Origin of the sequence: Prevotella sp. TF12-30, from assembly GCF_003436715.1 — a bacterium.
In the GTDB taxonomy this organism is placed as follows: Bacteria; Bacteroidota; Bacteroidia; order Bacteroidales; family Bacteroidaceae; genus Prevotella; species Prevotella copri_A.
On record NZ_QSQJ01000005.1, the window covers coordinates 72,812 to 96,041 of the forward strand.

Annotated in this window: 16 protein-coding genes and 1 pseudogene; 7 read left to right on the forward strand and 10 right to left on the reverse strand. The window is 44.6% G+C overall.

What is annotated here, in order from left to right; all coding sequences use genetic code 11:
* Positions 1–118: 118 nt before the first annotated feature.
* Complete coding sequence (locus DXD25_RS03550; RefSeq protein ID WP_117661818.1) at positions 119–3,628, reverse strand: ATP-binding protein; 3,510 nt, start codon at positions 3,626–3,628, stop codon at positions 119–121.
* A 199-nt stretch (positions 3,629–3,827) separates the two neighbouring features.
* Here DXD25_RS03550 and DXD25_RS03555 point away from each other — a divergent pair, with 199 nt between their 5' ends.
* Together DXD25_RS03555 and DXD25_RS03560 are read left to right on the forward strand one after the other, a co-directional pair.
* Complete coding sequence (locus tag DXD25_RS03555) at positions 3,828–4,295, forward strand: nucleoside deaminase (protein WP_089544843.1); 468 nt, start codon at positions 3,828–3,830, stop codon at positions 4,293–4,295.
* Between the two features lie 140 nt (positions 4,296–4,435).
* On the forward strand, positions 4,436–5,743 hold the full coding sequence (locus DXD25_RS03560; protein ID WP_117661819.1) for a nucleobase:cation symporter-2 family protein: 1,308 nt from the start codon (positions 4,436–4,438) through the stop codon (positions 5,741–5,743).
* A 2-nt stretch (positions 5,744–5,745) separates the two neighbouring features.
* Here the strand turns inward: DXD25_RS03560 and DXD25_RS03565 are convergent, their stop codons facing one another.
* The gene (locus tag DXD25_RS03565; protein WP_117661820.1) at positions 5,746–6,735 is read right to left on the reverse strand and encodes a YqiA/YcfP family alpha/beta fold hydrolase; all 990 of its coding nucleotides are present in this window, start codon (positions 6,733–6,735) and stop codon (positions 5,746–5,748) included.
* Between the two features lie 167 nt (positions 6,736–6,902).
* Between DXD25_RS03565 and xpt the strand changes: the two genes are divergently transcribed.
* The gene (xpt, locus tag DXD25_RS03570; RefSeq protein ID WP_117661821.1) at positions 6,903–7,469 is read left to right on the forward strand and encodes a xanthine phosphoribosyltransferase; all 567 of its coding nucleotides are present in this window, start codon (positions 6,903–6,905) and stop codon (positions 7,467–7,469) included.
* A 69-nt stretch (positions 7,470–7,538) separates the two neighbouring features.
* Here xpt and DXD25_RS03575 read toward each other — a convergent pair whose 3' ends face one another.
* Positions 7,539–8,732 (reverse strand): SGNH/GDSL hydrolase family protein, encoded by a 1,194-nt coding sequence (locus DXD25_RS03575; protein WP_117661849.1) that lies wholly within the window; start codon positions 8,730–8,732, stop codon positions 7,539–7,541.
* Between the two features lie 126 nt (positions 8,733–8,858).
* On the opposite strand from DXD25_RS03575, the gene gluP reads away from it, so the two are divergent.
* Entirely contained in the window at positions 8,859–10,067 is a 1,209-nt protein-coding gene (gene gluP, locus DXD25_RS03580) for a glucose/galactose MFS transporter (protein ID WP_233522174.1), read from the forward strand.
* Positions 10,068–10,151: 84 nt separating this feature from the next.
* Here the strand turns inward: gluP and DXD25_RS03585 are convergent, their stop codons facing one another.
* The 7 genes from DXD25_RS03585 to DXD25_RS03610 form a co-directional block, all read right to left on the reverse strand.
* On the reverse strand, positions 10,152–10,772 hold the full coding sequence (locus tag DXD25_RS03585; RefSeq protein ID WP_117661822.1) for a hypothetical protein: 621 nt from the start codon (positions 10,770–10,772) through the stop codon (positions 10,152–10,154).
* A 4-nt stretch (positions 10,773–10,776) separates the two neighbouring features.
* Positions 10,777–10,920: a hypothetical protein gene (locus DXD25_RS16590; protein WP_158556282.1), complete on the reverse strand. Its 144-nt coding sequence runs from the start codon at positions 10,918–10,920 to the stop codon at positions 10,777–10,779.
* A gap of 233 nt (positions 10,921–11,153) precedes the next feature.
* Positions 11,154–12,029, reverse strand: a complete 876-nt coding sequence (locus DXD25_RS03590; protein WP_117661823.1) for an Rpn family recombination-promoting nuclease/putative transposase — start codon at positions 12,027–12,029, stop codon at positions 11,154–11,156.
* Between the two features lie 260 nt (positions 12,030–12,289).
* Positions 12,290–13,921, reverse strand: coding sequence for a C10 family peptidase (locus tag DXD25_RS03595; protein WP_147327838.1), 1,632 nt, complete (start codon positions 13,919–13,921; stop codon positions 12,290–12,292).
* A 94-nt stretch (positions 13,922–14,015) separates the two neighbouring features.
* The gene (locus tag DXD25_RS03600) at positions 14,016–14,858 is read right to left on the reverse strand and encodes a hypothetical protein (RefSeq protein WP_147327839.1); all 843 of its coding nucleotides are present in this window, start codon (positions 14,856–14,858) and stop codon (positions 14,016–14,018) included.
* 25 nt (positions 14,859–14,883) lie between these two features.
* Complete coding sequence (locus DXD25_RS03605) at positions 14,884–16,467, reverse strand: RagB/SusD family nutrient uptake outer membrane protein (RefSeq protein WP_117661826.1); 1,584 nt, start codon at positions 16,465–16,467, stop codon at positions 14,884–14,886.
* Between the two features lie 34 nt (positions 16,468–16,501).
* Positions 16,502–19,726, reverse strand: a complete 3,225-nt coding sequence (locus DXD25_RS03610; RefSeq protein ID WP_233522175.1) for a SusC/RagA family TonB-linked outer membrane protein — start codon at positions 19,724–19,726, stop codon at positions 16,502–16,504.
* A gap of 245 nt (positions 19,727–19,971) precedes the next feature.
* Here DXD25_RS03610 and DXD25_RS17510 point away from each other — a divergent pair.
* The 3 genes and pseudogenes from DXD25_RS17510 to DXD25_RS03620 form a co-directional block, all read left to right on the forward strand.
* A pseudogene (locus DXD25_RS17510) lies at positions 19,972–20,259 on the forward strand (phage integrase SAM-like domain-containing protein); the annotation flags it as partial.
* 93 nt (positions 20,260–20,352) lie between these two features.
* Positions 20,353–20,982, forward strand: coding sequence for a site-specific integrase (locus DXD25_RS17515; protein WP_370453398.1), 630 nt, complete (start codon positions 20,353–20,355; stop codon positions 20,980–20,982).
* A 772-nt stretch (positions 20,983–21,754) separates the two neighbouring features.
* A complete protein-coding gene (locus DXD25_RS03620; protein WP_117661829.1) occupies positions 21,755–23,080 on the forward strand; it encodes an ATP-binding protein in 1,326 nt (441 codons plus the stop codon).
* The last annotated feature ends 150 nt before the right edge of the window (positions 23,081–23,230 follow it).

Consider the following 23,230-nt stretch of genomic DNA (forward strand, 5'->3'; position numbering starts at 1 on the left):
GGCATAAAAAATAAAGAATTCCAGTGCCTGTTGAGCACCGGAATCCTATATCTTATTGTGTCTCTTGTTTATCCTTTTGTTTATAATCCGATTGCAAAGATAGGACTTTATTTCTGAATCACCAAACTTTTTCGGTGAAATTTTGAAAATATCCTCCTTTTTCTTTCACATAGTCCATTAATTGGCTAAAAATCTGATTATTGCGCAATATCTCTGCATTGCCCGTCATAATCATCTGTTTCCGGGCTCGGGTAATGGCGACATTCAGCTTGCGGTCGATGATGGCTCCGTCTTCCACAAAGCTGTTGCCGGCAAGAAAATCGAGCTGCCAGATGTTCTGGATGGTGAAACTGTAGATGATGACATCACGCTGACTGCCCTGATAGCGCTCCACGGTGTCGATGCTGATCTTTTCCAGTTCCGGAATGCCCAGCTTTTCGATGCCTTTGCGCACCATGGCTATCTGGTTGCGATAGGGTACGATGACGCCCACCGTCTTCTGGGCATCAAACCTGTCGCCGTAGAAACGGTGGATGCGACGAAGCATATCCACTACGATTTCTGCCTCGTTGGCATTGATCTTGTCCGATACATTCGGCTCCTTGCAGAACCTGGAAGGGAGGAAGATCATGCGGTGCTCCTTCAGCAGGTCGTCGAGTGAATCTTCTGATGGGAGGGTGTACGACAGTTCCGACTCCAACTGATGCGGACAAGGTACGGGTTCCAGTTTCTCCCGGCGATAGAACATCCGGTTAGGGAACTCGGCAATTTCCGGGTGCATTCTTCCCTGGCGGCGCAGGATGCCGATGAATTCGGTGCGCTCCTCGTGGTCTTCCCATCTGATCAGGCGCTCGAAGAGGGAGTTGCGGCAGTTGGTGAGGCAGATGTCCTGCAGGATACTCATATCGATGACACCCCCTTTCTGACTGTCGTTGATGGTAGGAATGCCCGAATCCTTCTCGCTCTGCTGCACGACGGCTGGCAACTGCTTGTAGTCGCCGATGAGGATGAACTTATCTACAGCCGATAGCAGACCGATGAGATTAGGCTCCAGTATCTGGCTCGACTCATCGATGATGGCAAGTTTGAAGTGCTTCAGCGTAAAGATGAAGGGCTTGGAGGTCATCATCGAAGTGGTGCCCACAATCACGCGCGTACCTATTATATATTGCTTGATGGCTTCCAGCTTCGGACAGTCGCTGATAGCCTTCTCTATCAGATAAGGGCGGAATCGCTCATCGCAGGAATACTCGCTGCCGAGGCGCAGAAATGGAATGCCGGAATCTACCAGCATCTCGCAGATTTCATCCACGGCACGGTTGGTATAGCTCATCAGCAGGATAGAGGACGCAGGCTGAAAAGCCGACTTGCCTCCGGCGGCGATGCTTTCTGCTGTAGGCATCCCAGTTCCGTCGTTCAGTGCTTCTTCCACCATGAACTTCAGGGCACGACTGGTCTTTCCTGTTCCAGGAGGTCCCACGAGCAGGAAGTAATCCTGTGCCTGCTTGGCACGGAGGATGATGTCGTCCAATACATCGTCATAGTGTCTGGTCAATTCCTGCGAAGTGTCTCTCTCTGGAACACGCTGACCCAGAAGAAGGTCGCGTTTGTCCTTTGGCGCACAGATAAACTGGTGCAGGTTGCGGATGCTTCCCCCCGTAGAGGCATCACTCGTTCCGTGTTCGATAGCATACGGCAGGTTCATCTCAAAGATGTCGGCGTTCTGCTGTCCATCGGTCAGGTGAACCACGATTTCATCGCTGTGAATCTCCTGCAGCACACCTTTATATAATATAGCCTTTCTCACATCCGGTTCTTCCTTGAGCTTGTAGGTATAGAGATACACCATATCGCCGATGCGGAAGTTGGGTAGGAAGTCCTTGCCCTGGTCGGGTACGCTCAGGGTGATGGTATCATATCCGCTTCCGGCGCAGCTCTGTTCCTTTCGGATGATGTGCAGGTCGGTATAGATATTTCCGGCATCCTTCTTCTCGGTGAGTGGCATGGTCCAGAGGTCGCTGCTCGATGTGTTCGTTCCTTCCTGTGCACCCACCTTGCTGATTATCTGTTCCCGTAATACGAAGGTCATCATGCGACAGAAGTAGGCTTCCTCCAGGGGCGATAGGGTATGGAGCGGCTTGGTGATGGCTTCTATCTGTGGTTTCAGATACTTGTTGTAGAAGAAGTCCTGGGTGCCTGCCACATTCAATACCTCGGGGGTAAACTCGTTCAGCGCATGTTCGAAACCCTCCTTGGCTATCTCGAAGGAGGCGGCTACCAGCTGGTTGCGGTATTGGATGGCTTCCTTGAAGAGCTTCTGGTAGTAGGCTACCACCATCAGTCCGTCCTGTGGACGGTATTTGGAGTAGAGCAATCGGATGTTCACGCGGTCGTTGCTCAACTTGAAGTTGTGCTGCAATACACCATAGTAGAGCAGGAGCTGCACATAGTGAGGCTCCAGCTGATAACTGTGATAACCTGGATCCACCTGATGGTTTTCGATATTCATGTTGCGTCCTGATTTCTGTTCCACCAGTAGTTTGCAGTCGGTGGTCATCAGATCCACACGTCCCTGAATGCCGAGGGCTTCGCAGACGAACGAAGGTTCCAGAATGGCTTTCTTCCGGTCGTAAAGACTTTCGCCACGTAAAGCCGTCATCTGTGCCTGAGATGCGGTGCGGGGAAAGAGAATATCCACAACCTGCTGCAGATTGAAAGCCTGCAGGCTGGCATCGGTATAGAACTTCTTGGGGTCAAACCAGGGACAGGTGCAGAATTCCAGGGCTTTCTCCCGGAAGTTTGTCTTCACCGTCTCGTTCATCTGGTATTTGCCGTGGCTGTTGATGATGTCATCCAGCGCAGCTCCGGCAAAGTTACCGAGCAGGGTAGCCTGGGTGTTGGCTCTGGGCTTCATCAGGTTGAGAAGATAGAGCAGGGGATGATGACCGAAAGCCGTAAAACAGGTGGCGATGCTACTGATATCTACCAGATAATCCGGTTCCACCACGATGAGGCGGGGAGTGATGATGGGCTGCTTCACCTGACAGTCGAGCAGGTTGAGCTGCATCCCTTCCTTCAGGATATCCCAGAGATAGGTATGGTCGATATGATTCTCCTCATCCTTCAACTGCACGAGATATTCCTCCTCATCGGCATCCTGGTCGATGTCCACACGGATGAAATCTCCGTCCCAGTTCTTCACGATGCATCGGATACGGCGGTTGTTGATTTCCAGTCCCTTCTGATAAGGTCGGGGAGTATGTGGAATGAGCACGTTGAGTTCGTGGGGAACATCCACTCCGAAGACTGCTGAGATGAAGAGGACGAGGGCACGTGCATCGTATTTCAGGTCTTCGCCCGAAAGCGGTTCCTGCGAGTTGCTGTGTCGGCGCATGGTCTGGATGGCAATCTTGTCTGCCACCTTGATGCCGCGTGCCTTGCAGAGATAGTCCACCTGCGAGAAAAGGTTACCGAAAGCCTGTTTCGTATCCTTTACTCCTTCGTGGCAGCAGAGGATGAGCGTGTCGTGCATCATCTTGTTGCGAGTCTGCGGTTCCAGTTCTGGGAGCATCAGGAGTTCCCTTACCCTTTGGAAAAGTTCTGCGGCGCTGATATTGTTCTGATTCATGAGATATTGCTAATTCTTGAAATGTAGGTACAAAGATACATCAATTTATAGATAAAAGCAAGAAAATAGAGATAAAAGAAAAAAGCCGCAGGCTTTTTCTAAAATATAGGTAAGAAATGCTTGCCGTATCATTTCTTTTTTGTATATTTGTAGCCCCCAAATGAAAGATGGGATATTATTAATCTAAAAAATTAAACGAATGACAAAAGAAGAATTGATGCATAGAGCCATTGAGCTCTCTAAGAATAGTGTGAAGACCGGTGGCGGACCTTTCGGTGCCGTTATCGCCAAGGACGGAATCATCATCGCTGAGGCTTCCAACAGCGTGACCATCGACCTCGATCCTACGGCACATGCCGAGGTGAACTGTGTGCGCCAGGCTTGTTTCAAGCTGAAGACCTTCAATCTGGAGGGCTGCGAGATCTATACTTCCTGCGAGCCTTGTCCGATGTGCCTGGGTGCTATCTACTGGGCACATCTCGACCGTATCTATTATGCCAACGACAGAAAGGATGCAGCCAAGATAGGTTTCGATGATGAGTTTATCTACGAGGAGATAGACCGCAAGATAGAAGACCGCCATAAGCCGATGATTGCCCTGATGCGCGATGAGGCGCTGGGTGCTTTCCGCATGTGGGAGGAAAATACAGAAAAAACGGAGTATTAACACTCCGTTTTTTTATTGTTCAACGAATTATTCTACTAAAAGAACCGATTTCTCGGATTTTCTTTGTAATTTTGCCGCCAAATTCAGAAAAAAACTGAATTCTCTGATTATATGGAAATTCTCTAATTATTATAACGACAATGGAACAGTCAATAGAAAATCTCTACAAGCTTGACGGTAGAGTGCCCGTCGGTAAAGCACTCCCATTTGGTCTTCAACATGTGTTGGCGATGTTTGTCAGCAACATTGCTCCAATTATGATTCTTGCTGGTGCAGTAGGATTGGATAGTTCGGTGAGCGCTGTGCTCATCCAGAACTGTATGGTTATCGCCGGTATCGGTACTCTGGTACAGCTCTATCCGGTATGGCGCATCGGTTCCCGTCTGCCTATCGTGATGGGTATCTCCTTCACCTTCCTTTCGCTTGCCATCGCCATCGCCGGTGCTCATGGCATGGGTACGCTGATTGGTGCAGTCATCATCGGCGGTTTGGTAGAAGGTACACTCGGTCTCTTTGCCAAGTACTGGATCAAGCTCATTCCGCCTGTAGTAGCCGCTACCGTGGTAACAGCCATCGGTTTCTCGCTGCTTCCTGTAGGCGCCAACTCTTTTGCCGGTGGTCAGGGTGCTGCCGACTTCGGTAGCATGAACAATTGGGTCGTGGGTTCAGTAACCTTGCTCGCTTGTCTCCTCTGCCAGATTTTTGCCAAGGGATTCCTCCGCTCTCTGTCGGTATTGGTTGGTCTGCTGGTAGGCTATGTCTTGGCTCTCTTTATGGGAATGATAGATTTTAGCGGACTTTCCGGCCTTTCTATCGTTGCCTTGCCAAAGCTCCTTCCATTTACTCCGGAGTTTAATGTTGGTGCCATTCTCTCGGTGGTAGCTGTTTATCTGGTTTCTGCCACAGAGACCATCGGTGATACTTCTGCGCTCTGCAACAGTGCCTTGAAGCGCGATCCTAATACCAAGGAGATGGGTGCAGCTGTCTGCTGTGATGGTTTCGTAAGCTCAGTATCGGGTCTCTTCGGATGTACTCCTATCACTTCGTTCAGCCAGAATGTAGGTTTGGCAGCCATGTCGGGAGTTGTTAACCGCTTTACCATTGCCTTGGGTGCCATCATCATGATTATCGGTGGTGTGTTCCCGGCTATCGGATATGTGCTCACCACCATTCCTCAGGCAGTATTGGGAGGCTGTACCATTATGATGTTTGGTAGCATCCTCTTTGCCGGTTTCGGTATGATGGCTCGCACGGGTTTCTCTCAGCGCAACATGGTCATCGTGAGTCTTTCACTCAGCGTGGGTCTCGGCTTTACATCAGCAACAGGTATGTTCAATATCTTCCCAGAGATTGTGCGCACCGTTTTTGCAGATAACTGTGTGGCAGTAGTCTTCCTGCTTGCCGTGATTCTGAATCTCGTATTGCCAAAGAATCTGGATAAGGCATAAGATTACTGTCCTCCCAGTCTTTCGAAGAAGGTGATGATTTCCTCAAAGGTCTTGAATTCATCGCTGCCATATTCTATGGTTGTACCCATGAAACCATCGCATGGGCGAGGGTCGATGAAGTAATCGCCGTAGAGCAGGTTCTTCTGATTGCAGAAGATGATGTGGTTGTAGGCTGGGGTAGAGAGATATTCCTCTACCCAGGTCTGCACCTTCGCCATATATTCATGGTCGTTGGTTGGCGCTGGGGCTACGATATATACGTTGTAATGCTCTATCAGCATCTCGTAAGCCTTGTGCATCGAGCTGGTTGCCTTCATGTAACTGTCGTGCAGGGCATCGAAGTCTATATATACGATAGGACGCTCCTTGCCGTTCTGCTTGTCGTCAATCCATCGGATTACCGGACAGAGATAGTGGAATGCCACCTTGTCGATGAGTCGGTGCTCGCCATGGAAGTGGATGGCTTGTGGATAGTGCTCATGGAAGAGGTCGAAGGTGTGGACTAACGGATCTTCATCGCCGAAGAGACCATATACACGCTCCTGTTCCTCGGGAGTGATATCCTGGAAGCATCGCTCGGTGAAGTCGCGGTATTCCTTGATGAGACCTTTGGTAACCATCAGCTCGTTCACTCCATCCTTTCTCGGGTTCTGGAATTCCTGCTTGCCGGTCATGCTGCTCATCGTGTTTCCCATCTCGAAGGCTGGGTTTACGAGGATGCGGTCGAATCCTTTCAGCAGCTCGGTGTACATTCCGCCCATCGAAGTACCGATGATGAGGTCGGGTTGCTCTGTCTCTGCCATCTTCTGCAGCATCTCTATGGCTTCTTCCGGATGAACCGGGATGTCTTCAGCCACGAGGGTAGCATTCGGCATCAGTTCCTGCAACATCTTCACGGTACCGCTCTGTGCAGAAGAGAGGAAGCCGTGCACATACATGATTTTCTTGCCCGACATCAGGTCGGGGAATTGTTTGATATATGAATTCATAATCTTATATTTTTTATTGGGGGTAAGTCCTTAACTTCTTTCACTCCCAGTTATTTTCGCTGCAAAATTACGGTAAATTGCAGACAAAACAAAATTATTGGGTGATAAACTTTCTTGTTTGCGAAAAAAGTAGTAATTTTGCACCCAATAACCAAAAAGTTCAAGTCATAATGGATTTACTGAAAGAAAGAATTATGCAGGAGGGCCGCTGCTTTCCTGGTGGAATCTTAAAAGTAGATAGCTTCGTAAATCATCAGATGGACCCAATCCTGATGATGGACCTGGCTAAGGAATTCGTGCGCCTTTTCAAGGACATCAAGTACAACAAGATTGTTACTATCGAGGCTTCGGGCATCGCTCCAGCCATCATGGTGGGTTACCTGACCAATCTTCCTGTTGTCTTCGTCAAGAAAAAGCAGCCTAAGACGATGGAGGGTATGATTACCTCGGTGGTTCACTCTTTTACCAAGGATCGTGACTATACGGTTTGCGTGAGCAACAGCTATCTGACTCCAGAGGATCATGTGATCTTCATCGATGACTTCCTCGCCAACGGTAACGCATCCAAGGGTGTGATGGATCTCTGCGAGAAGGCTGGTGCCAAGATCGAGGCGATGGGCTTCATCATCGAGAAGGCTTTCCAGCATGGTGGTGACTTCCTGCGCAAGGAGGGTATCCGTTATGAGGCGCTCGCAACCGTAGAGAGCCTGGATGATTGCAAGATTGTCTTGAAGTAATACACCTATTATTATATATTGTAAAAGCCGCCTGTTTATACGGGCGGCTTTTGCTGTTTTTTATATCGGCTATTTTACAATGTCTGCTGCATAGATTCCCATCGCCTTATAGCCTGTTGGGTTAGGATGGAGCCAGTCGTTGCTGGCGTATTCCCGTTTCATTCTTCTGTCATCATTCGGATCTTGAAGCAGCTTGGCAAAATCCAGGATGCCATCCACGTTCTTCGCCTGACTTCGGATCCAGTCGTTTACATAGAGTCGGGCAGCTTCGTGGAAGTGGGTATAATATCCTGCGCCCTTGAAAGGGGTGATGGTTCCCAGATAAACCTTCATTTTCCTTGCCTTCGCCTTCTTTACCATTCCCTGGATGCTCTCGATGATCTGCCGGGCTACGGTTTCGCTGCTGCCGCTCCTGGCTGCACCGATGTCGTTGACTCCCTCGAAAATCACCACCTTCTTCACGCCGCTCTGCATCAGGATGTCTCTGTCGAAACGTTCCTTGGCAAGGGCTCCGAATCCGCCCGGTACGGTTACGCGGTTGTTGCCGATGCCCAGGTTCAGTACGCCCTGATTGGTTATCTTATGCTTCAGCTGCAGCATCTCCGACATCACGTCGGGCCATCGGTTCTGGGCATTGTCGGTAGAGCATTTTCCGTCGGTGATGGAGTTTCCTATGATGGCGATGGCGCTCATGTTGTTGCTCATCGTATAGACATCGATGCCGCTGATGTTGTACCAGTGGTTCTCCCGGAAAGCCTTCGCAAAATTGGAGTGGGCATTGGTTACACCTTTCATGATATAGGAGGTGGTGCGCGAACCCATGTGCACGGTTGGAATTTCGGGAGCCGATGTGTAGTTGATGGTGATGGCTACACGCTCCAGATTTCTGAGATTGAACTTCAGGGCATCGCTCACTATCTGCTTGCCGGCAGGGATGACGGTCTTGTAGCTGTTGCCGAACTTGAAGTATTGTGCCGTTTTGGCATCAATGTCGGAGGAATCCTTGGCATGAGCGATGTAGATAGAGCGGATCTCTACGGGTTGCATCGAATAGATGTTGCTCAACTTGAGGCGGATCACGTCGCCTCCTATGCTAACCTTTACCACCTGGCGTACCGAACGGTTAGTCATGCAATTGTTATAGGGCATAAATGATTTGACTACAGTTTGCGGAGCTGTGGCCCAGGTGCCTACCCAGTTCTGTGCCAGAGAATAAGTTGATAGGGCACAGAACATCATTAAGAAAACTAATAATCTTTTCATCATACGTGCAAAGTTAGATAGAAAAGGCAATAAAACCAAGAAATTTAAAAACTTTTTTCATAAAACTTTGGAGGATATTGAGAAAAGTTGTACCTTTGCCCAAAATTCTAACTAAAATATAAGTCTATGCAACCAACAAAAAGTTTTGCGATTCCATTGTCATTCATCGGAATCATGTTTTTCTCTTTGGGCTTTGCCCTGGGTATTAATTCCTTGCTGGTGCCTGTATTGCAGGGCTCGCTGGGTATTTCCAATGCTGCCTCTTATCTCATCATCGCAGCCACCTTCATTCCGTTCCTTATTTTCGGTTATCCTGCCGGACTCACCATCAAGGCTATCGGATATAAGAAGACGATGTCGCTGTCGTTTGTCATCTTCGCAGCAGCATTCTATCTCTTCATCCTTTCTGCCGATGAGAAGAGTTTCCCATTGTTCCTGCTTGCTTCGTTTGTGAGTGGTGCTGCCAATGCCTATCTCCAGGCATCTGTCAATCCTTACATCACCATTCTGGGGCCTTTGGATAGTGCAGCCAAGCGCATCAGTATGATGGGTATCTGCAACAAGCTGGCGTGGCCAATCCCATCCATGTTCATCGTATGGCTGCTGGGCAAGGATGTTCATCTCATCGGAATCGAGGATTTGTCCAAGCCATTCTGGATCATCATCGTAGCGTTCTTGGCTTTGGGTGTTCTGGCATTCCTGGCTCCATTACCAGAGGTAAAGGCTGCCGGCGAGGATGAATCAGAGGAGGAGGAGTCTGCTGCCTGCGCTTATGCGGCAACCAAGACCTCTGTCTTCCAGTTCACTCACTTGCTTTTGGGCTGTCTGGCGCTGTTCCTTTATGTAGGTGTTGAGACGGTTTCTCTCGGTACATTGGTAGATTATGCCAATTCCCTGGGTTTGCCGGGTGCTGCTAACTATGCCTGGATTGCTCCTATCGGTATTGTTATCGGTTATATCTGCGGTATCATTCTGATTCCTAAGTACATCAGTCAGGCAGTAGCCTTGAAGCTCTGTTCGTTCCTGGCAATCGCCGGAGCTTTGCTGGTGGTTCTTACTCCAGCCGAGATTTCCATCTATTTCATCTCATTGATGGCATTGGGTTGTTCTCTGATGTGGCCTGCTCTCTGGCCATTGGCAATGGCAGATTTGGGTAAGTTTACCAAGTCTGGTTCTTCATTGCTCATCATGGCGATGTTTGGTGGGGCCGTTCTTCCTACGCTCTATGGCAGTCTGAAGGATGCAGTAGGTGCTCAGCAGGCATATTGGCTCTGCCTCCCTTGCTTCCTCTACATTTTGTATTACAGCATCCACGGCTACAAGATTCGTTCATAGTATCGTTTCTTATCAGCTGAGATGATAAAAAAGGTGTATCCCGCTTGCCCGATATATGGGGCAAGAAGGATACACCATTTTATATTATGGGTTAGGATAATCTTGATTGATACCTCTAGGAAGAAAATAACCCTTGATGCAATTTGGATTGCAGACACATATCTGAATATGATTCTTTTCTCTGAATCCTGCATTAGGATATAGTTCCTGCCCTTCCCAAAATACACCTTTTACAGAATCATAAGGATGGGCATTAGCCTTTTTGTTGTATGTTAATGCTGTTTGAACAACAGCACAATCCAATTTTCTAATCAGTAAATCTGTAGATTTACCGATAGATGTATTTTGGGGTAATTCTAATCCTGACTCTTTATAAAGTTCAACCATAGACTCATACGCATCTTTTAATTCCTGAAGATAAGAACTGTCCGTAAGGTCAAAACAATAACCTAAGTCTATTATTGCTCCAACAACAGCCGGTTCTTTTACTTGCGAATTTCTCCTTTTTGCTAAATCTTTAGCCCATAGCCAAGCTCTTTCTTCGTTATTCTCCCAAAAGTAAATACCATTACCTAACCAGTCATAGTCATTAGTACTGGAAAGAAGATCGGTCTTTCCAGCAACTACGGCATCGACAACAGACTTGTCGCAACCATGAAATCCAATTACCAGGTTGGAGCGCCTTGAATACAAAGACTTGTCCATAGTTTTATCTCAAATGTGGTGCAACTTCTCCGTTTGGCAACAAGATTCCTGCCTCAATGAGAAATTTTCTTGCTGCTTCTTTACTGGCAGTAGAAGCCTTTCTTGCAGCCTCTAATCTTTCTTGTCTTTTGCTATCAAATAAATCCATATTCTACCTCCTTATTTTAATGATTCAACTTTCGTGCTGCAAAGATTATGCAAACGAGTGCAATGTAAGCTTGCTTACAGATTGCCGAGTGCAGCTTTTCTTCTGCAAAGATACGCTTTTCTTCTGAAAGAAGCAAGAAATTCTGGAAAAATGTTTGAGAGTGAGGGAGATAAAAAGAAAAAGGTGTATCCCGCTTGCCCGGTGTATGGGACAAGAAGGATCCACCTTTTATATTATAGTCTTTTAATTTCCTGCTCTGTCAAACCGGTAATTAAAGCTATCTGCTCTATGCTCAATCCATTAGCCAGCATTTTGCGGGCAATGTTATTTTTCTCTTCAGTTCTACCTTCAGCTCTGCCTTCTTCCATACCTTCCAATCTTGCATTTCCCAGAACGTCATTTTGAATCATGATGGCATTGATGTGCTCATCGTATGCATAGCGTTCTGCATCAGACATGGAATAGTATTTCAGCTTCTCACGAGCTTCCTGCAGACCTGGCGCTTGGGTTTCAGGAGAGATGACACCATTCTTCAGATACTCAACCCATTCTTCCAATGGTGATTTAGCCACCTTGTTGAATTCGTTTACACGAACCAGAATATAGGTTGGGAAAATCTCGGAAGGCGATTTTCTCACTATCGTATCTTTCTCCTTGGTGCTAATGATCAGATGGTCTTGGGTATGCAAGCCCACGAAGTTATTCTGTCCCACATAGATGTAGTCTGATCCCTTTCCCAGATCAAAGTACAGAATGCTGATGGAATATACTTTCTTCACCTCTTTATATGTATTTCCCAGATTGATATGCTCTGTAATAGCTTTGGCTACTCCATATAGTACACGCTCCAGGTAATACAGTTCACTTGTGTTCTGTATCTCGACGATAATGATTTCTCCCTTGCTGTTTTTCGCCTTGATATCTACCCTGTTGAACTTATCATTAGCCTGTTGCTGGTTACCTTCGCTTTCCAGAATATCAACAATCTTAATAGGTTCATTCAGAAACACAGTCAAGAAGCCCTCAAGCACACCAAAGTTCGCCTTTTGGCGAAGCAAACGCTTGATAGCCCAGTCAAATCTTATGTATCTATCTTTCAATTCTGCCATATTTACCTCCTTAGTTTTAATGATTCAACTTTTGTTTTGCAAAGATAAAAAAACCGGGGTCATCACCAGCATCGAATAATCTGGGAGAGGGCCTTACCGGGACTGCGCTGCAAAGATACGCTTTTCTTCTGAAAGAAGCAAGGAATTATTGAAAAATGTTTGAGGGTGAGGGAGATAAAAAGAAAAAGGTGTATCCTCGCTTGCCCGATGAATGGGGCAAGCGAAGATACACATTATAGAGGGATCATGCTAGAGAATAGTTATTGCTTAACTATCTTCTGATATTTATCTCCTTGTTTTATTACAAATAAACCCTTAGCAGGAATATTCGAAGGAGAAAAATCAGAGGTCGTAGCCTGATACACCAATCTTCCATTCATATCATAAACATAAGTAATAGGCGAAACGCTATCACCAACTATAGGAAGAGAGATTCCCGTTGACCATGCTTTGCGGTCTGCAACCAATTTTATACTACCATTAGCCTTTGTCAAGATATAGCTGTTTTTCCCACCATAAGAAGAGCGGAACACTTGCCAATCGGAATCATCCTTAGATTTAGCAGCAGCATAAATTCGATATTCTCCATCTTCCAAGTCTTCAACAGAACATTTATTGTCCTCAAACTGAGAAGAATAATTAACTCCAAACACAAGTTTTTTAGAAACACTCTTCAGTATATACTTCTTGCCATTTGCTTCGGCAATAATGGCTAACTCACCATTAAAATCTTGCGGAAGGAGATTAGTTACCGATGAAATGATTACCGTGAAATGATTATCATCAGCAACCTTCATTGTTATCCCCTTCATACCTATGTTTGAAAAAAACTCTATTGAATTCTTTTGGCAAATAACCATATCTTGCATTGAACTAAAGCTCATAGAGTCACCAACCACAGGATTCAACAAGGCTATATCATAATATCCGTCTCCTTGGCCATCCCATCCCCAATTTACATGAACCAGTCCATCTTCTCTATAGCCATCAATTACAAAACAATGTCCACTAGCCACACCCTCAACCTTAGAAACACCTGTATAAACTACAGGATTTTTCTGGCTCAACTGTTGGTACAAGATATTCATCCAATCGGAAGCTGTATAATATGAGCGATCATAATAGGTAGCATACATATTGAAATGTTCATTGATAGCGTTACATGCCTCAAAATTATACGAACCGCTACCATTGTCATCGTAATTCATACCTATAGATAATCCACAATCATAAAGTAACGTTGCCACATCTTCACTTCCTACGCCAGAGGGTGTATCGTATTTAGGAAGCATCTTATCCCAAGCATATTCTATTCCTGAAAGATCCTGTGCATAAGTTTTCCCTCCATAGGTACAACTACCTTTACCAATAGCTTTTACGGGATATTTATGATAATAAAAAACCTGTGCCATCGCTGTTGCTACACATCCAGCAGGACATCTGCCACTTGCACCCATCGGACACAAATTATTAAAAGGAGCAGATTGTCCCCACTCAGACTTCATTAACTGAGGAATTGCCTCCTTGCTATCAGCAAGATTGGTTTCAGAAGCACTTGTCTGATTTGAGGTCATCACCTCACTAATCGTATTTAGCCACCATTTTAACCCAGGATTATTTTCCTGAAAAGCTTTGGCTGAATAACCAATAACAGCATTAAAACGATTATCATTAGCAATGACAACATAACCACATTGGGAATAACCGATAACAGAAAGAGCCTGATTCTCCTTCAAGATCTTCAATTCCGAGAAACTTGCCCGTGTCGCAGAAGAAGGTAAATCTTGAAGAACCATTTTGGCAATCGCCAATTTCTCCGAATAACTTCTTGAAGAAGCAAAAATGCTAAGAGTTATCCACAACAAAGCGAAAGAGAAAACTATTTTTTTCACAGCTAAGCTATTTATAAACAAGAAGTGGAATGATATTCTCTAAAAAAAGCATATCATTCCACTATATCATATTATCATTTCAAATTATCCATCATTACTCTGTAGCATATGGATAACCATTGTTCCAATCAAATGTCCATGTATATGGACCATACAATTTTTCTCCAATCGCTAATAATGTATTCAATGTAATTACACCATTGTTATTATCAAAGAAGCACATATCAGGATATTGCTTACAAGCATAATAAAGCGAAGCATTACCTCCTTGTATCAAAGATGTACCACTCTCAACTTCATAGATTCCCTGATCCATGGTGATATTACCTTCTTCATCCATGGTGAAAATCAAATCAACACCACCAGGAAGTTTGGTCTCACCATTCTGCTTATAAAGAGTACGCATAGGAGCAACAAACTTATATAAATTTGTACCTTCCTTTGCTTTCTTTACATCTACCGTTGCAGCTGCATCCGTAAAAATACCATCAGTAAAGTCTGCCGTACCAATTTTCTCCCAAGTGTAGTCACGAGAAATAGTTACTGAAATAGTATCATTACCATAAGCACTAGCCTCCTCTGACGGAATAATAAACTTAGCAGTTTCTGTATCACCCAAACCAATGTTGAAAGTAATAGGAACAGCAACCACAGATTCACCTGCCTTGAAATTAACAGTAGAAGGAACTGTGAACTTCTCGTTATCACACTTCAGTTCAAAACTCTGCTCACCAGTAGTATTTGTACGACCCAAATTGATAGTAAAGGTCTGGTTTTCATCTGGCAAATATGTCTTGGAGACAATATCAGTATAGAGGTATGCACCATCTGAAGCCTCACCAACAGTGTAGTTGTCATCATCGTCAGAGCAAGATGCCAATGACAAGCCTGCGATGGCAACGACAACCATCATTAAATATTTGAATATCTTATTCATAATTGTCTTATTAATCTATGAAACATTAAATATCAGCCACAGCTGTTGGCTTTGTACCTACAGGATTGTTCTGCTCCTCTGAAATCTGCTTGTTATACTGCTGCTCATTATAAGGAACACGCCAAATCAAGCAATTGTCACCAGCCTTGATATTATAAACCTCTGTTGCATCATAACCTGCACCACGGCGATCAAAGTCCTTATCCAAACGAATGAAGTCGAACCATGTAATACCCTCACCATAGAACTCTACACGACGCTGTTCAAGAATTGCATTTACAACACCTTCCTTGGTAGAAGCATTCAATGTATATTGTGGGTCACGATACTGACGAACAAACGCCTGCAAAGTTGCTGCACCTGTAGCAGGAGCAGTCTGAGCCTCACACTCTGCCTTAATCATATACATCTCCTCGATACGAATCAAAGGAATGTCAGAAGCATTGGTAGATGTACCAACCTTACCCTGATAAGGGGCAAACTTAACCTGAGTATAAGCAGGTGCACCCTGAGCTGCAAGATAAGCCTTCTCTGTTGAATTCAAATTAGCTGAGTTTCCATCACCATCGAGGAACCAGCCCTTACGAGCATCTGTTTCATTGATTTCATTGAAGAGTTTCTTATTAACTTTCTTCCATGCACCAACAGTTGCATAACCATAGCACAATGAACCCATATGAGATGGGAAGTTACAGATACCAGTTGTTACAACACGGTCTGTTTCGTTAACCTTAATACCCCACAACCAGTTGGTGGCAGCGATATCATTGAAACCAGGACGACTAGCTTCTGCAATAGACAATGGCTTAGCACCACTATTCTTAATAACAAAGTTAGCATCCTCAAGCGCAGCACTATAGTTTTTCATCACGAGATAGACACGTGAACGAATGGCACGTGCTGTGTAAATATCAACATAGCGCTTATCGGTACGCTTATAACCACTCTTCTCCAAAAGTTCGATGGCCTTGTTCAAGTCACCAAGAATCTGCTCATAAGTTGCAGCTACAGTTGCACGTGGACAACCATTGGTTGCAGCATCATCCTGGTTAGCCTCAGTAATCAATGGCACACCAAGAGCGGTATTAGGATCAACATCACCATAAGTCTTCTGGTAACACTGTACCAATGTGAAGTAATCGAATGCACGGATGGCCAAAGCCTGTGCCAAATAACCTTGAAGCTGTGGATTCTCTGTATCCGCAGCAACTGACTTGGCTACATTATTGGCAGAATAGATCTGGTTGTACATACCCTGCCAAATCATACGATTATCACCATAAGTATAATCTATGTCATCGTAAGTCAAGGCAAAGTTATACCAGTTGTAACCTATATTCTGAGCTACCATATCAATACCTCTTGAGTCCAAGAGGAGCATGATACCAGGGTAACCAATATCGCTATGCACATTTGAACCACGAACAGCACCAAATGTACTGAAGTTAGTCGTGATAGCAGTAACACTAGCTTCCAAACGGTCTGGATTCTGCTCTACAGTCTCAGTCTTCTCGTCAGAAGTTACGTAATTTCCTAATGGCTCTGTGTCAAGGCAAGATGCAAAGAGCAGAGGCGCAGAGGCCATCATGATATATTTTGCTAATTTCATAAATGTTTAATTTTAATTTTATTCTTGTTTGACTTTAGAATGTAATCTTCACACCACCAGAGATTGTTCTACGAGCTGTGTACCAACTGCTAGATACAGAAGTAAGACTCATACGTGGGTCCATACCCTGACGAGCAGTAAACAAAGCTACGTTCTCAATTGAGCCATAGAAACGCAGGCCAGAGATACCGATGCGAGAAGTCCATGCCTTAGGAAGTGTATAACCCAATGTGATGTTATCGATTGAGAAATAATCAGAGCTTGTCATGAAACGGTCAGACAGTTCTGTAGCAGACTTATCCACAACATCCAAACGTGGAATATCGGAATTTACATTATCCTCGCTCCAAGCCTTCAACACGTCCTTGTGGAAGTTATGACCAGCAGTGAAACCTGTACCACCTGTTGTCATCAAGTTAGCATAACCTTCATCATATACCTTACCACCAAGCTGGAAGCTAGTCTGGATTGCGAAATCTATGCCCTTCCAAGCGAAGTTTGTACCGAAGCCACCATAAACATTAGGCAAGATATTGCCAGTCTCCTTACGATTATAGGTGTAAGCATTCTGATAGTCTGTAGTTGCCTCCTCTATGTAGTTGCCATTCTCATCCTTAACAGGAGTCTCATTATCTTCTGCATCTTTAACTGTCTTCACACCAAGATAGAGAGCCTCACCCTTCTCGTTCACACCAAGATAGTGTGGGAAATACAGGTTGTAGATAGATGAACCCTCTCTATAGATACGGCTACCATTGATATACTTACCATTCTCGTAATCAGATGAGAGCTTGTGGATGCGGTTCTTTGTCCATGTACCATTGAGAGATACACCCCACTGCATATCCTGATTCTTGATGATGTCATAGTTTACCTCGAATTCAACACCATAGTTCTGTACGGTACCCATATTGACAGGTATCTTTGAGTAACCATTAGAGATTGCTACCTGCTTAAAATCAAGAAGGTTGCTTGTGGCACGGAAGTAGAAATCCAAGGAACCATAAAGACGGCTCTTAAAGAATGAGTAATCTACACCAAAGTCGAATGCATTGGTCTTCTCCCACTTCAAGTTAGGATTACCCTTATACTTCAAGTTACCATCAGAGAATACGCCATCAGTACCTGTCATCTGGAAAATATCCTGATAAGCATACCAGCCATAATAATATAAGCTGTAATTATGGTTATCGTTACCAGTCTGTCCAAATGAAGCTCTGAGCTTCAACTGATCAAGAGCAGAGAAATCTTCCAACCAAGCCTCTCTCTTCATATTCCAACCCAAACCGCAGTTGTAGAAGTCACCCCAACGATTGTTCTTTGCAAATGCTGAGGTACCATCACGACGATAACCCACATTCACGAAATACTTCTCATCATAGTTGTAGTTAGCCGTGAAGAAGAAACCTGCAGTATTATACTTATGCTGCTGACCACTAGCACTATACTGAGATGTACCATTACCAAGGGTAAAGTCGCCCATCTTATACAACTGCTGAGCATTGCCATAGAAATATACATACTTCAGACGATATCCCTCGAAACCAGCCATAGCACTTACATTATGCTTGCCAAAAGCATTCTGATAGTTCAAAAGATACTGATGGGTCAAAGCTGTTGTACGAGCCTGGGTATTTGATACCTCACCACCATAACTGCTACTCTGACCATAGAGAGGGTTACGATAGCTAAAGTTGATTGTATTATCAACATTCAAGCCCAAACGAGCTGTAGCGGTGAAGCCATGGGTCAAGTCAACCTTGGCAAACCAGTTACCCTCGAAGATATCCATATTGTACTCTTCCTTGTCGTAAATAAGGGTACCGATAGGGTTAGCCATAGACATCCAGTTACGAGTTGCAGAAGTACTTGCACCATCACCAAAGTCATACATCTTCTTACCAGAAGCCTTATCATATGTGATATTGCCTTGAGCATCGCGAACGTACATTGGATAGATAGGAGCTATCTCGTTAGCAAGATAGAATGCGTTACCTGATGATGAAGTACTATTTTCATCCTGGTCTCCAGGATTTCTGCTATTTGTATGGGTATAACCCATATTAGAACCAAGAGTCAACCACTTATAAGCCTTGTATTCTACATTAGTACGACCTGTAAGACGATCGAAGCCAGATCCCTTAATGGTACCATCATCCTGCAAATAACCAAATGATGTATAGAAAGAGAAGTTATCTGAGCCACCCGAAACGCCTACATTATATTCCTGACGCATGGTTGTCTTGAAGGTCTCATCTTCCCAATCATCTGGAGTAAAGTAGTTAACACCATCAGTATAACCCAATGTAGCCTGTGGGTTGAGCTTACCATTCTTACCAATCAGGTACTGACCAGCAGGAACTGTATAAATTTGATAGCCTGTCTTGCTCAAATCTGCATTGGCAAGCTGGAATGACTTATTTGCAGAGAATCCACTGTTGTAACGATAGCCATTATAGAAGCCCTTGTACAACAACTCATAATACTGACCAGGATCAGTTACTACGTCATAATTCTTATTCTCACGTGAAACGGCACCCCACTTAGCATCAGCAGTAATCTGAGTACGACCCTGCTGTCCCTTTTTGGTAGTAATCATAACGACACCGTTAGAACCACGAGAACCATAAAGAGATGTAGATACAGCATCCTTCAACACGGTCATAGACGCAATATCCTGAGAGTTGATTGATGAGAGATCACCATCGAATGGAACACCATCAACAACATACAATGGAGAGTTGGTACCATTAATAGAGCTGATACCACGAATACGGATTGAAGTATCAGAACCTGGCTGACCACTAGTTTGGAAAGTCTGAACACCAGACATTGTACCTACCAAAGCTGCTGACACGTTAGAAATCTGACGAGCCTCAATCTTGGCAGACTTAATCTCTGAAGCAGCACCAGTATAAGCTGACTTCTTAGCTGTGCCATAAGCCACAACAACAACATCATCCAGCAAAGTATCATCTGGATCCAACAAAATTTTAACGTTCTTGCCAGCCTTTACAGTCTTAGACTGCATACCGATGTATGTAATCTCCAACTTAGCTCCAGCTGGAGCGTTCAAAGAGAAGTTACCATCAATGTCGGTAACTGTACCTGTGTTAGTGCCTGCAACCTTGATAGAAGCACCGATAACTGGGCTTCCGTCCTCAGAAGAGGTCACGTGACCAGAGATTTGACTTTGTGCAAAAGCCATGCTCGTACTGAGAGCAAGACCTGCAACTACTGTCATGAGTCTTTTTTCCATAAATCTCTCTCGTTTTAAATAAATGAATATATAATGTTTATAATTTCTTTCTCTCAGCTTTTCTTATATGATCACTCACAAGGAGTTATCATCATCTTTTTGCCCCCTCCTCTTGCCCCGAGGTAGAGATTTATGGGGAAAACGGCGATTTATCACTATAAAGCTATTGGAATTAGCAGGATGTATCATACCTTTGGGTATATTTTCGTAAATTCTTTATTTTTAATCATTTAAACATTTAAGTTATGGCATATTTCAAGTTAGAATTCGGTTTCGGAAGAAGTAAGAGTGAGGGTAAGATTTCTGATTCTGCGAATCACGCAGATGAGCAGGCTGTGTTGGAGATTCCTGGATGGGACTTCGTGAATGGTGAAGTGGAGAGGGCAAAACAGCAAGGACGTTTTAAAGTTGCTGGTAATTATCTTACTGCTGCCCGTTCCTTTACAAAGTTCATAGGAAGGAGCGACTGGCTTTTTTCTGATATGACGGCAGAAAAGCTGGAAAGCTATCAGCGATGGCTGCAGGGGCGCAATATTTGCCTGAACACATGTTCTGCTTATATGCGGGCTTTGCGGGCTATGCATCATCGAGCATTGCCGGTTCTCAATGCTGCTCCATTCAGTAAAGTGTTTACGGGGAGGGCCAAGACCGAAAAACGTTGCATCTCACAATCAGAAATTCTGCAGCTCAAAGCCTTGCCGCTACAGCCTGGAGGTTCTCTTTCCTTCGCTCGTGACATCTTCCTGTTTTCTTTTTATGCGATGGGAATGCCTTTTGTGGATATTGCCTATCTCAAGAAAAGCCAACTGAGAAACGGATGTATTTATTATGCCCGGCATAAGACGGGACAGCAGATACAGGTAGCACTATTGCCTGCGATGCTTGAAATCATCATGCGATATGAACAAAGAGATTCAGAATTTGTCTTTCCGATACTTTCTGACAAGGTAGAAGATTCAGTTTCCTCACCATCTGTTTCTGCCCAACAGCATCGTCAATATACAGCTCGATTGCGCCAGTACAACTACAATCTGCATCAGGTGTCTAAGATGCTGGGGCTGGCTCAACCCTTATCCTCTTACGTGGTTCGTCATTCGTGGGCAAGCATAGCTTATCTTCATCATCTGGACATCAGTTTGATAAGCAAGGCTTTGGGACATACCAAATCATCAACCACCTTTATCTATATAAAAAGCCTTTTTGATTCCGACTTGTTCGAAGCAAACCAGACTTTGATGGAAGATCTGGGGTTATAGTCCAGCCGGCAAGTAGCCTCCTTTCGTTTATTGCCTGGTTACGGCAAGATATTGCCCTTTGGCAGGGCAATTTTGTGCCATTGCCAGGCACGAAACGATACGTCGGGAGGAAGAATTCTTCAGAGCTGCCATCTGTGATTTGGAATATGGTTTGCTGCCAGAGCCGTTTTGCTGGTAAAAATCCTACTCTCGATTTCACTCTTCACTCTTCACCAAATCGCCTGAAACCCCGATAAACACAGGGCTTCCGAGCGGTGAAGAGTAATAGGGCACTCTTCACAACTCTTCACCGCTCTTCACCTTAGGCAAGAGGATAAACGCTGAGCCGCTTACTTATCACGAAGCTCGGTCATCATTGATGACCAGTGCTGGTCTTCAATGATGGCTGAAGCAGGGAGTAAGGAATGATCTCGGAGCCTCAAAAAATACAGGGTGAAGAGAGGTGAAGAGTAGTGAAGAGTGCATAGCCACTCTTCACCCGTGCAAACCTCTTATATACAGTTGGTTATGTCGTATTTGTGAAGAGTGAAGAGTGTTTTTGAAAGTAGCTCTCTATTCATCAAACTCCTTAGGAAAATGTGAGAAATTGGGCAAAAAGTCCTTAGGAAAATGTGAGAGATTGCCGCAAAACTCCTTCGAAAAATGTGAGTATTTAACATAAAACTCCTTTGCAAAATGTGATAAATATATTTAAAACTCCTTCGAAATATGTGATTTTTCTTGCTTAATACCATGATTTTTAGTACTTTTGCAAAAAACAAATAAAAAGCGTATGGAAAGACTTCTAATTCACCAATTGTTAAAATGGAAAGAAAGCACCCATCGAAAACCGCTTGTCTTAGAAGGAGCAAGACAGGTAGGCAAAACCTGGTTGTTAAGAGAATTCGGCAAAAAGCATTTCAAAGATGTTTGCTATATCAACTTTGAGCAAAAAGACAGGTTGGAAAGCATCTTTGCGGGCGACCTTTCGCCCCAATTCATCATCGAGCAGCTATCCATCTATCATGGAAAGCCAATCAAACCACAAACCACACTCATCGTATTTGATGAAGTGCAAGAAATGCCTCGTGCCCTTACATCACTAAAGTATTTTTGTGAGGAAGCACCCGAATACGCCATTTGTTGTGCGGGTTCTCTGCTGGGCATAGCATTGCATGAAGGCACATCTTTCCCTGTTGGAAAAACAGACTTTCTGCATCTATACCCTCTAACTTTCAAGGAGTTTCTTCTTGCCAATGGCGAGCAGATGTTAGTTGACTATATACAGCAAGGCAACAGAAACGTAAAAGCTTTCGAACCGCGACTCATTGATTATCTCAAGAGATACATGATAGTAGGAGGAATGCCTGCTGTTGTTAACGAATGGCTTGACACCAAGGATTTTACGAAGGTAGAGAAAATTCAGAAACAACTGATTGCTGCATACCAAAAAGACTTCTCCAAACATGCACCTCATCAAATGGTCGAGAAAATAAGATATGTGTGGAATAGTATCACCTCCCAACTTGCCAAGGAGAACAAAAAGTTTGTCTACGGCTTGGTAAGAGAAGGAGCCAGGGCAAGAGAATATGAGGATGCCATCATGTGGCTATGTGACGCAGGCGAAACTATCCGCACCCACAATGTTAGCAAACCAGACGTTCCAATATCCGCATATGTTGATTTGAAATCATTCAAGGTATTCCTGCTGGATGTTGGCTTGCTGAGAGCCATGAGTGGAGTGTCGCCTAAGGTTATCTTAGACGGCAGCAGAATCTTTGAGGAATTTAAGGGCGCATTGACAGAACAATTTGTCTGTCAGGAGCTTCAGCAATTTTCTGACACCCTCCAAACCAATTATTATTGGACGTCCTCTGCCACCTCGGAAGTGGACTTTATCATCTCAGATGGCCTTGATGTCTATCCATTAGAGGTAAAAGCAGGCGTTACGATGAATGCCAAGAGCCTCAAGCTCTATGTGGAGAAATACTCTCCCAAATGGGCTATCCGTACCAGCCTCTTGCCATACGAGCGTAATGTCGAGGCTAAAACGCTCAATATTCCTCTTTATATGCTCTTTGTTCTCGGTAAGGAGCTGGAGACTGAAGCTAGAATTTGAAAATGCTTAAAAAACAAGCATTTTCCAACATTCCCCCGAAAAATGTGTAACTTTGCACTGTTATTCCCCCGAAAAATGTGGGAGCATCTAGGATGATTCCCTAGAAAAATGTGTAAAAAGGAGCTCCCGTTTTGTTCCTCACTGGGGCGC

What these genes read in the sequence shown, in the direction of transcription:
- DXD25_RS03550 (WP_117661818.1), bottom strand. Translation starts at nt 3,628, where the DNA reads ATGAATCAGAACAATATCAGCGCCGCAGAACTTTTCCAAAGGGTAAGG.
- DXD25_RS03555 (WP_089544843.1), top strand. Translation starts at nt 3,828, where the DNA reads ATGACAAAAGAAGAATTGATGCATAGAGCCATTGAGCTCTCTAAGAAT.
- DXD25_RS03560 (WP_117661819.1), top strand. Translation starts at nt 4,436, where the DNA reads ATGGAACAGTCAATAGAAAATCTCTACAAGCTTGACGGTAGAGTGCCC.
- xpt (WP_117661821.1), top strand. Translation starts at nt 6,903, where the DNA reads ATGGATTTACTGAAAGAAAGAATTATGCAGGAGGGCCGCTGCTTTCCT.
- DXD25_RS03575 (WP_117661849.1), bottom strand. Translation starts at nt 8,732, where the DNA reads ATGAAAAGATTATTAGTTTTCTTAATGATGTTCTGTGCCCTATCAACT.
- gluP (WP_233522174.1), top strand. Translation starts at nt 8,859, where the DNA reads ATGCAACCAACAAAAAGTTTTGCGATTCCATTGTCATTCATCGGAATC.
- DXD25_RS03585 (WP_117661822.1), bottom strand. Translation starts at nt 10,772, where the DNA reads ATGGACAAGTCTTTGTATTCAAGGCGCTCCAACCTGGTAATTGGATTT.
- DXD25_RS16590 (WP_158556282.1), bottom strand. Translation starts at nt 10,920, where the DNA reads ATGGATTTATTTGATAGCAAAAGACAAGAAAGATTAGAGGCTGCAAGA.
- DXD25_RS03590 (WP_117661823.1), bottom strand. Translation starts at nt 12,029, where the DNA reads ATGGCAGAATTGAAAGATAGATACATAAGATTTGACTGGGCTATCAAG.
- DXD25_RS03600 (WP_147327839.1), bottom strand. Translation starts at nt 14,858, where the DNA reads ATGAATAAGATATTCAAATATTTAATGATGGTTGTCGTTGCCATCGCA.
- DXD25_RS03605 (WP_117661826.1), bottom strand. Translation starts at nt 16,467, where the DNA reads ATGAAATTAGCAAAATATATCATGATGGCCTCTGCGCCTCTGCTCTTT.
- DXD25_RS03610 (WP_233522175.1), bottom strand. Translation starts at nt 19,726, where the DNA reads ATGGAAAAAAGACTCATGACAGTAGTTGCAGGTCTTGCTCTCAGTACG.
- DXD25_RS03620 (WP_117661829.1), top strand. Translation starts at nt 21,755, where the DNA reads ATGGAAAGACTTCTAATTCACCAATTGTTAAAATGGAAAGAAAGCACC.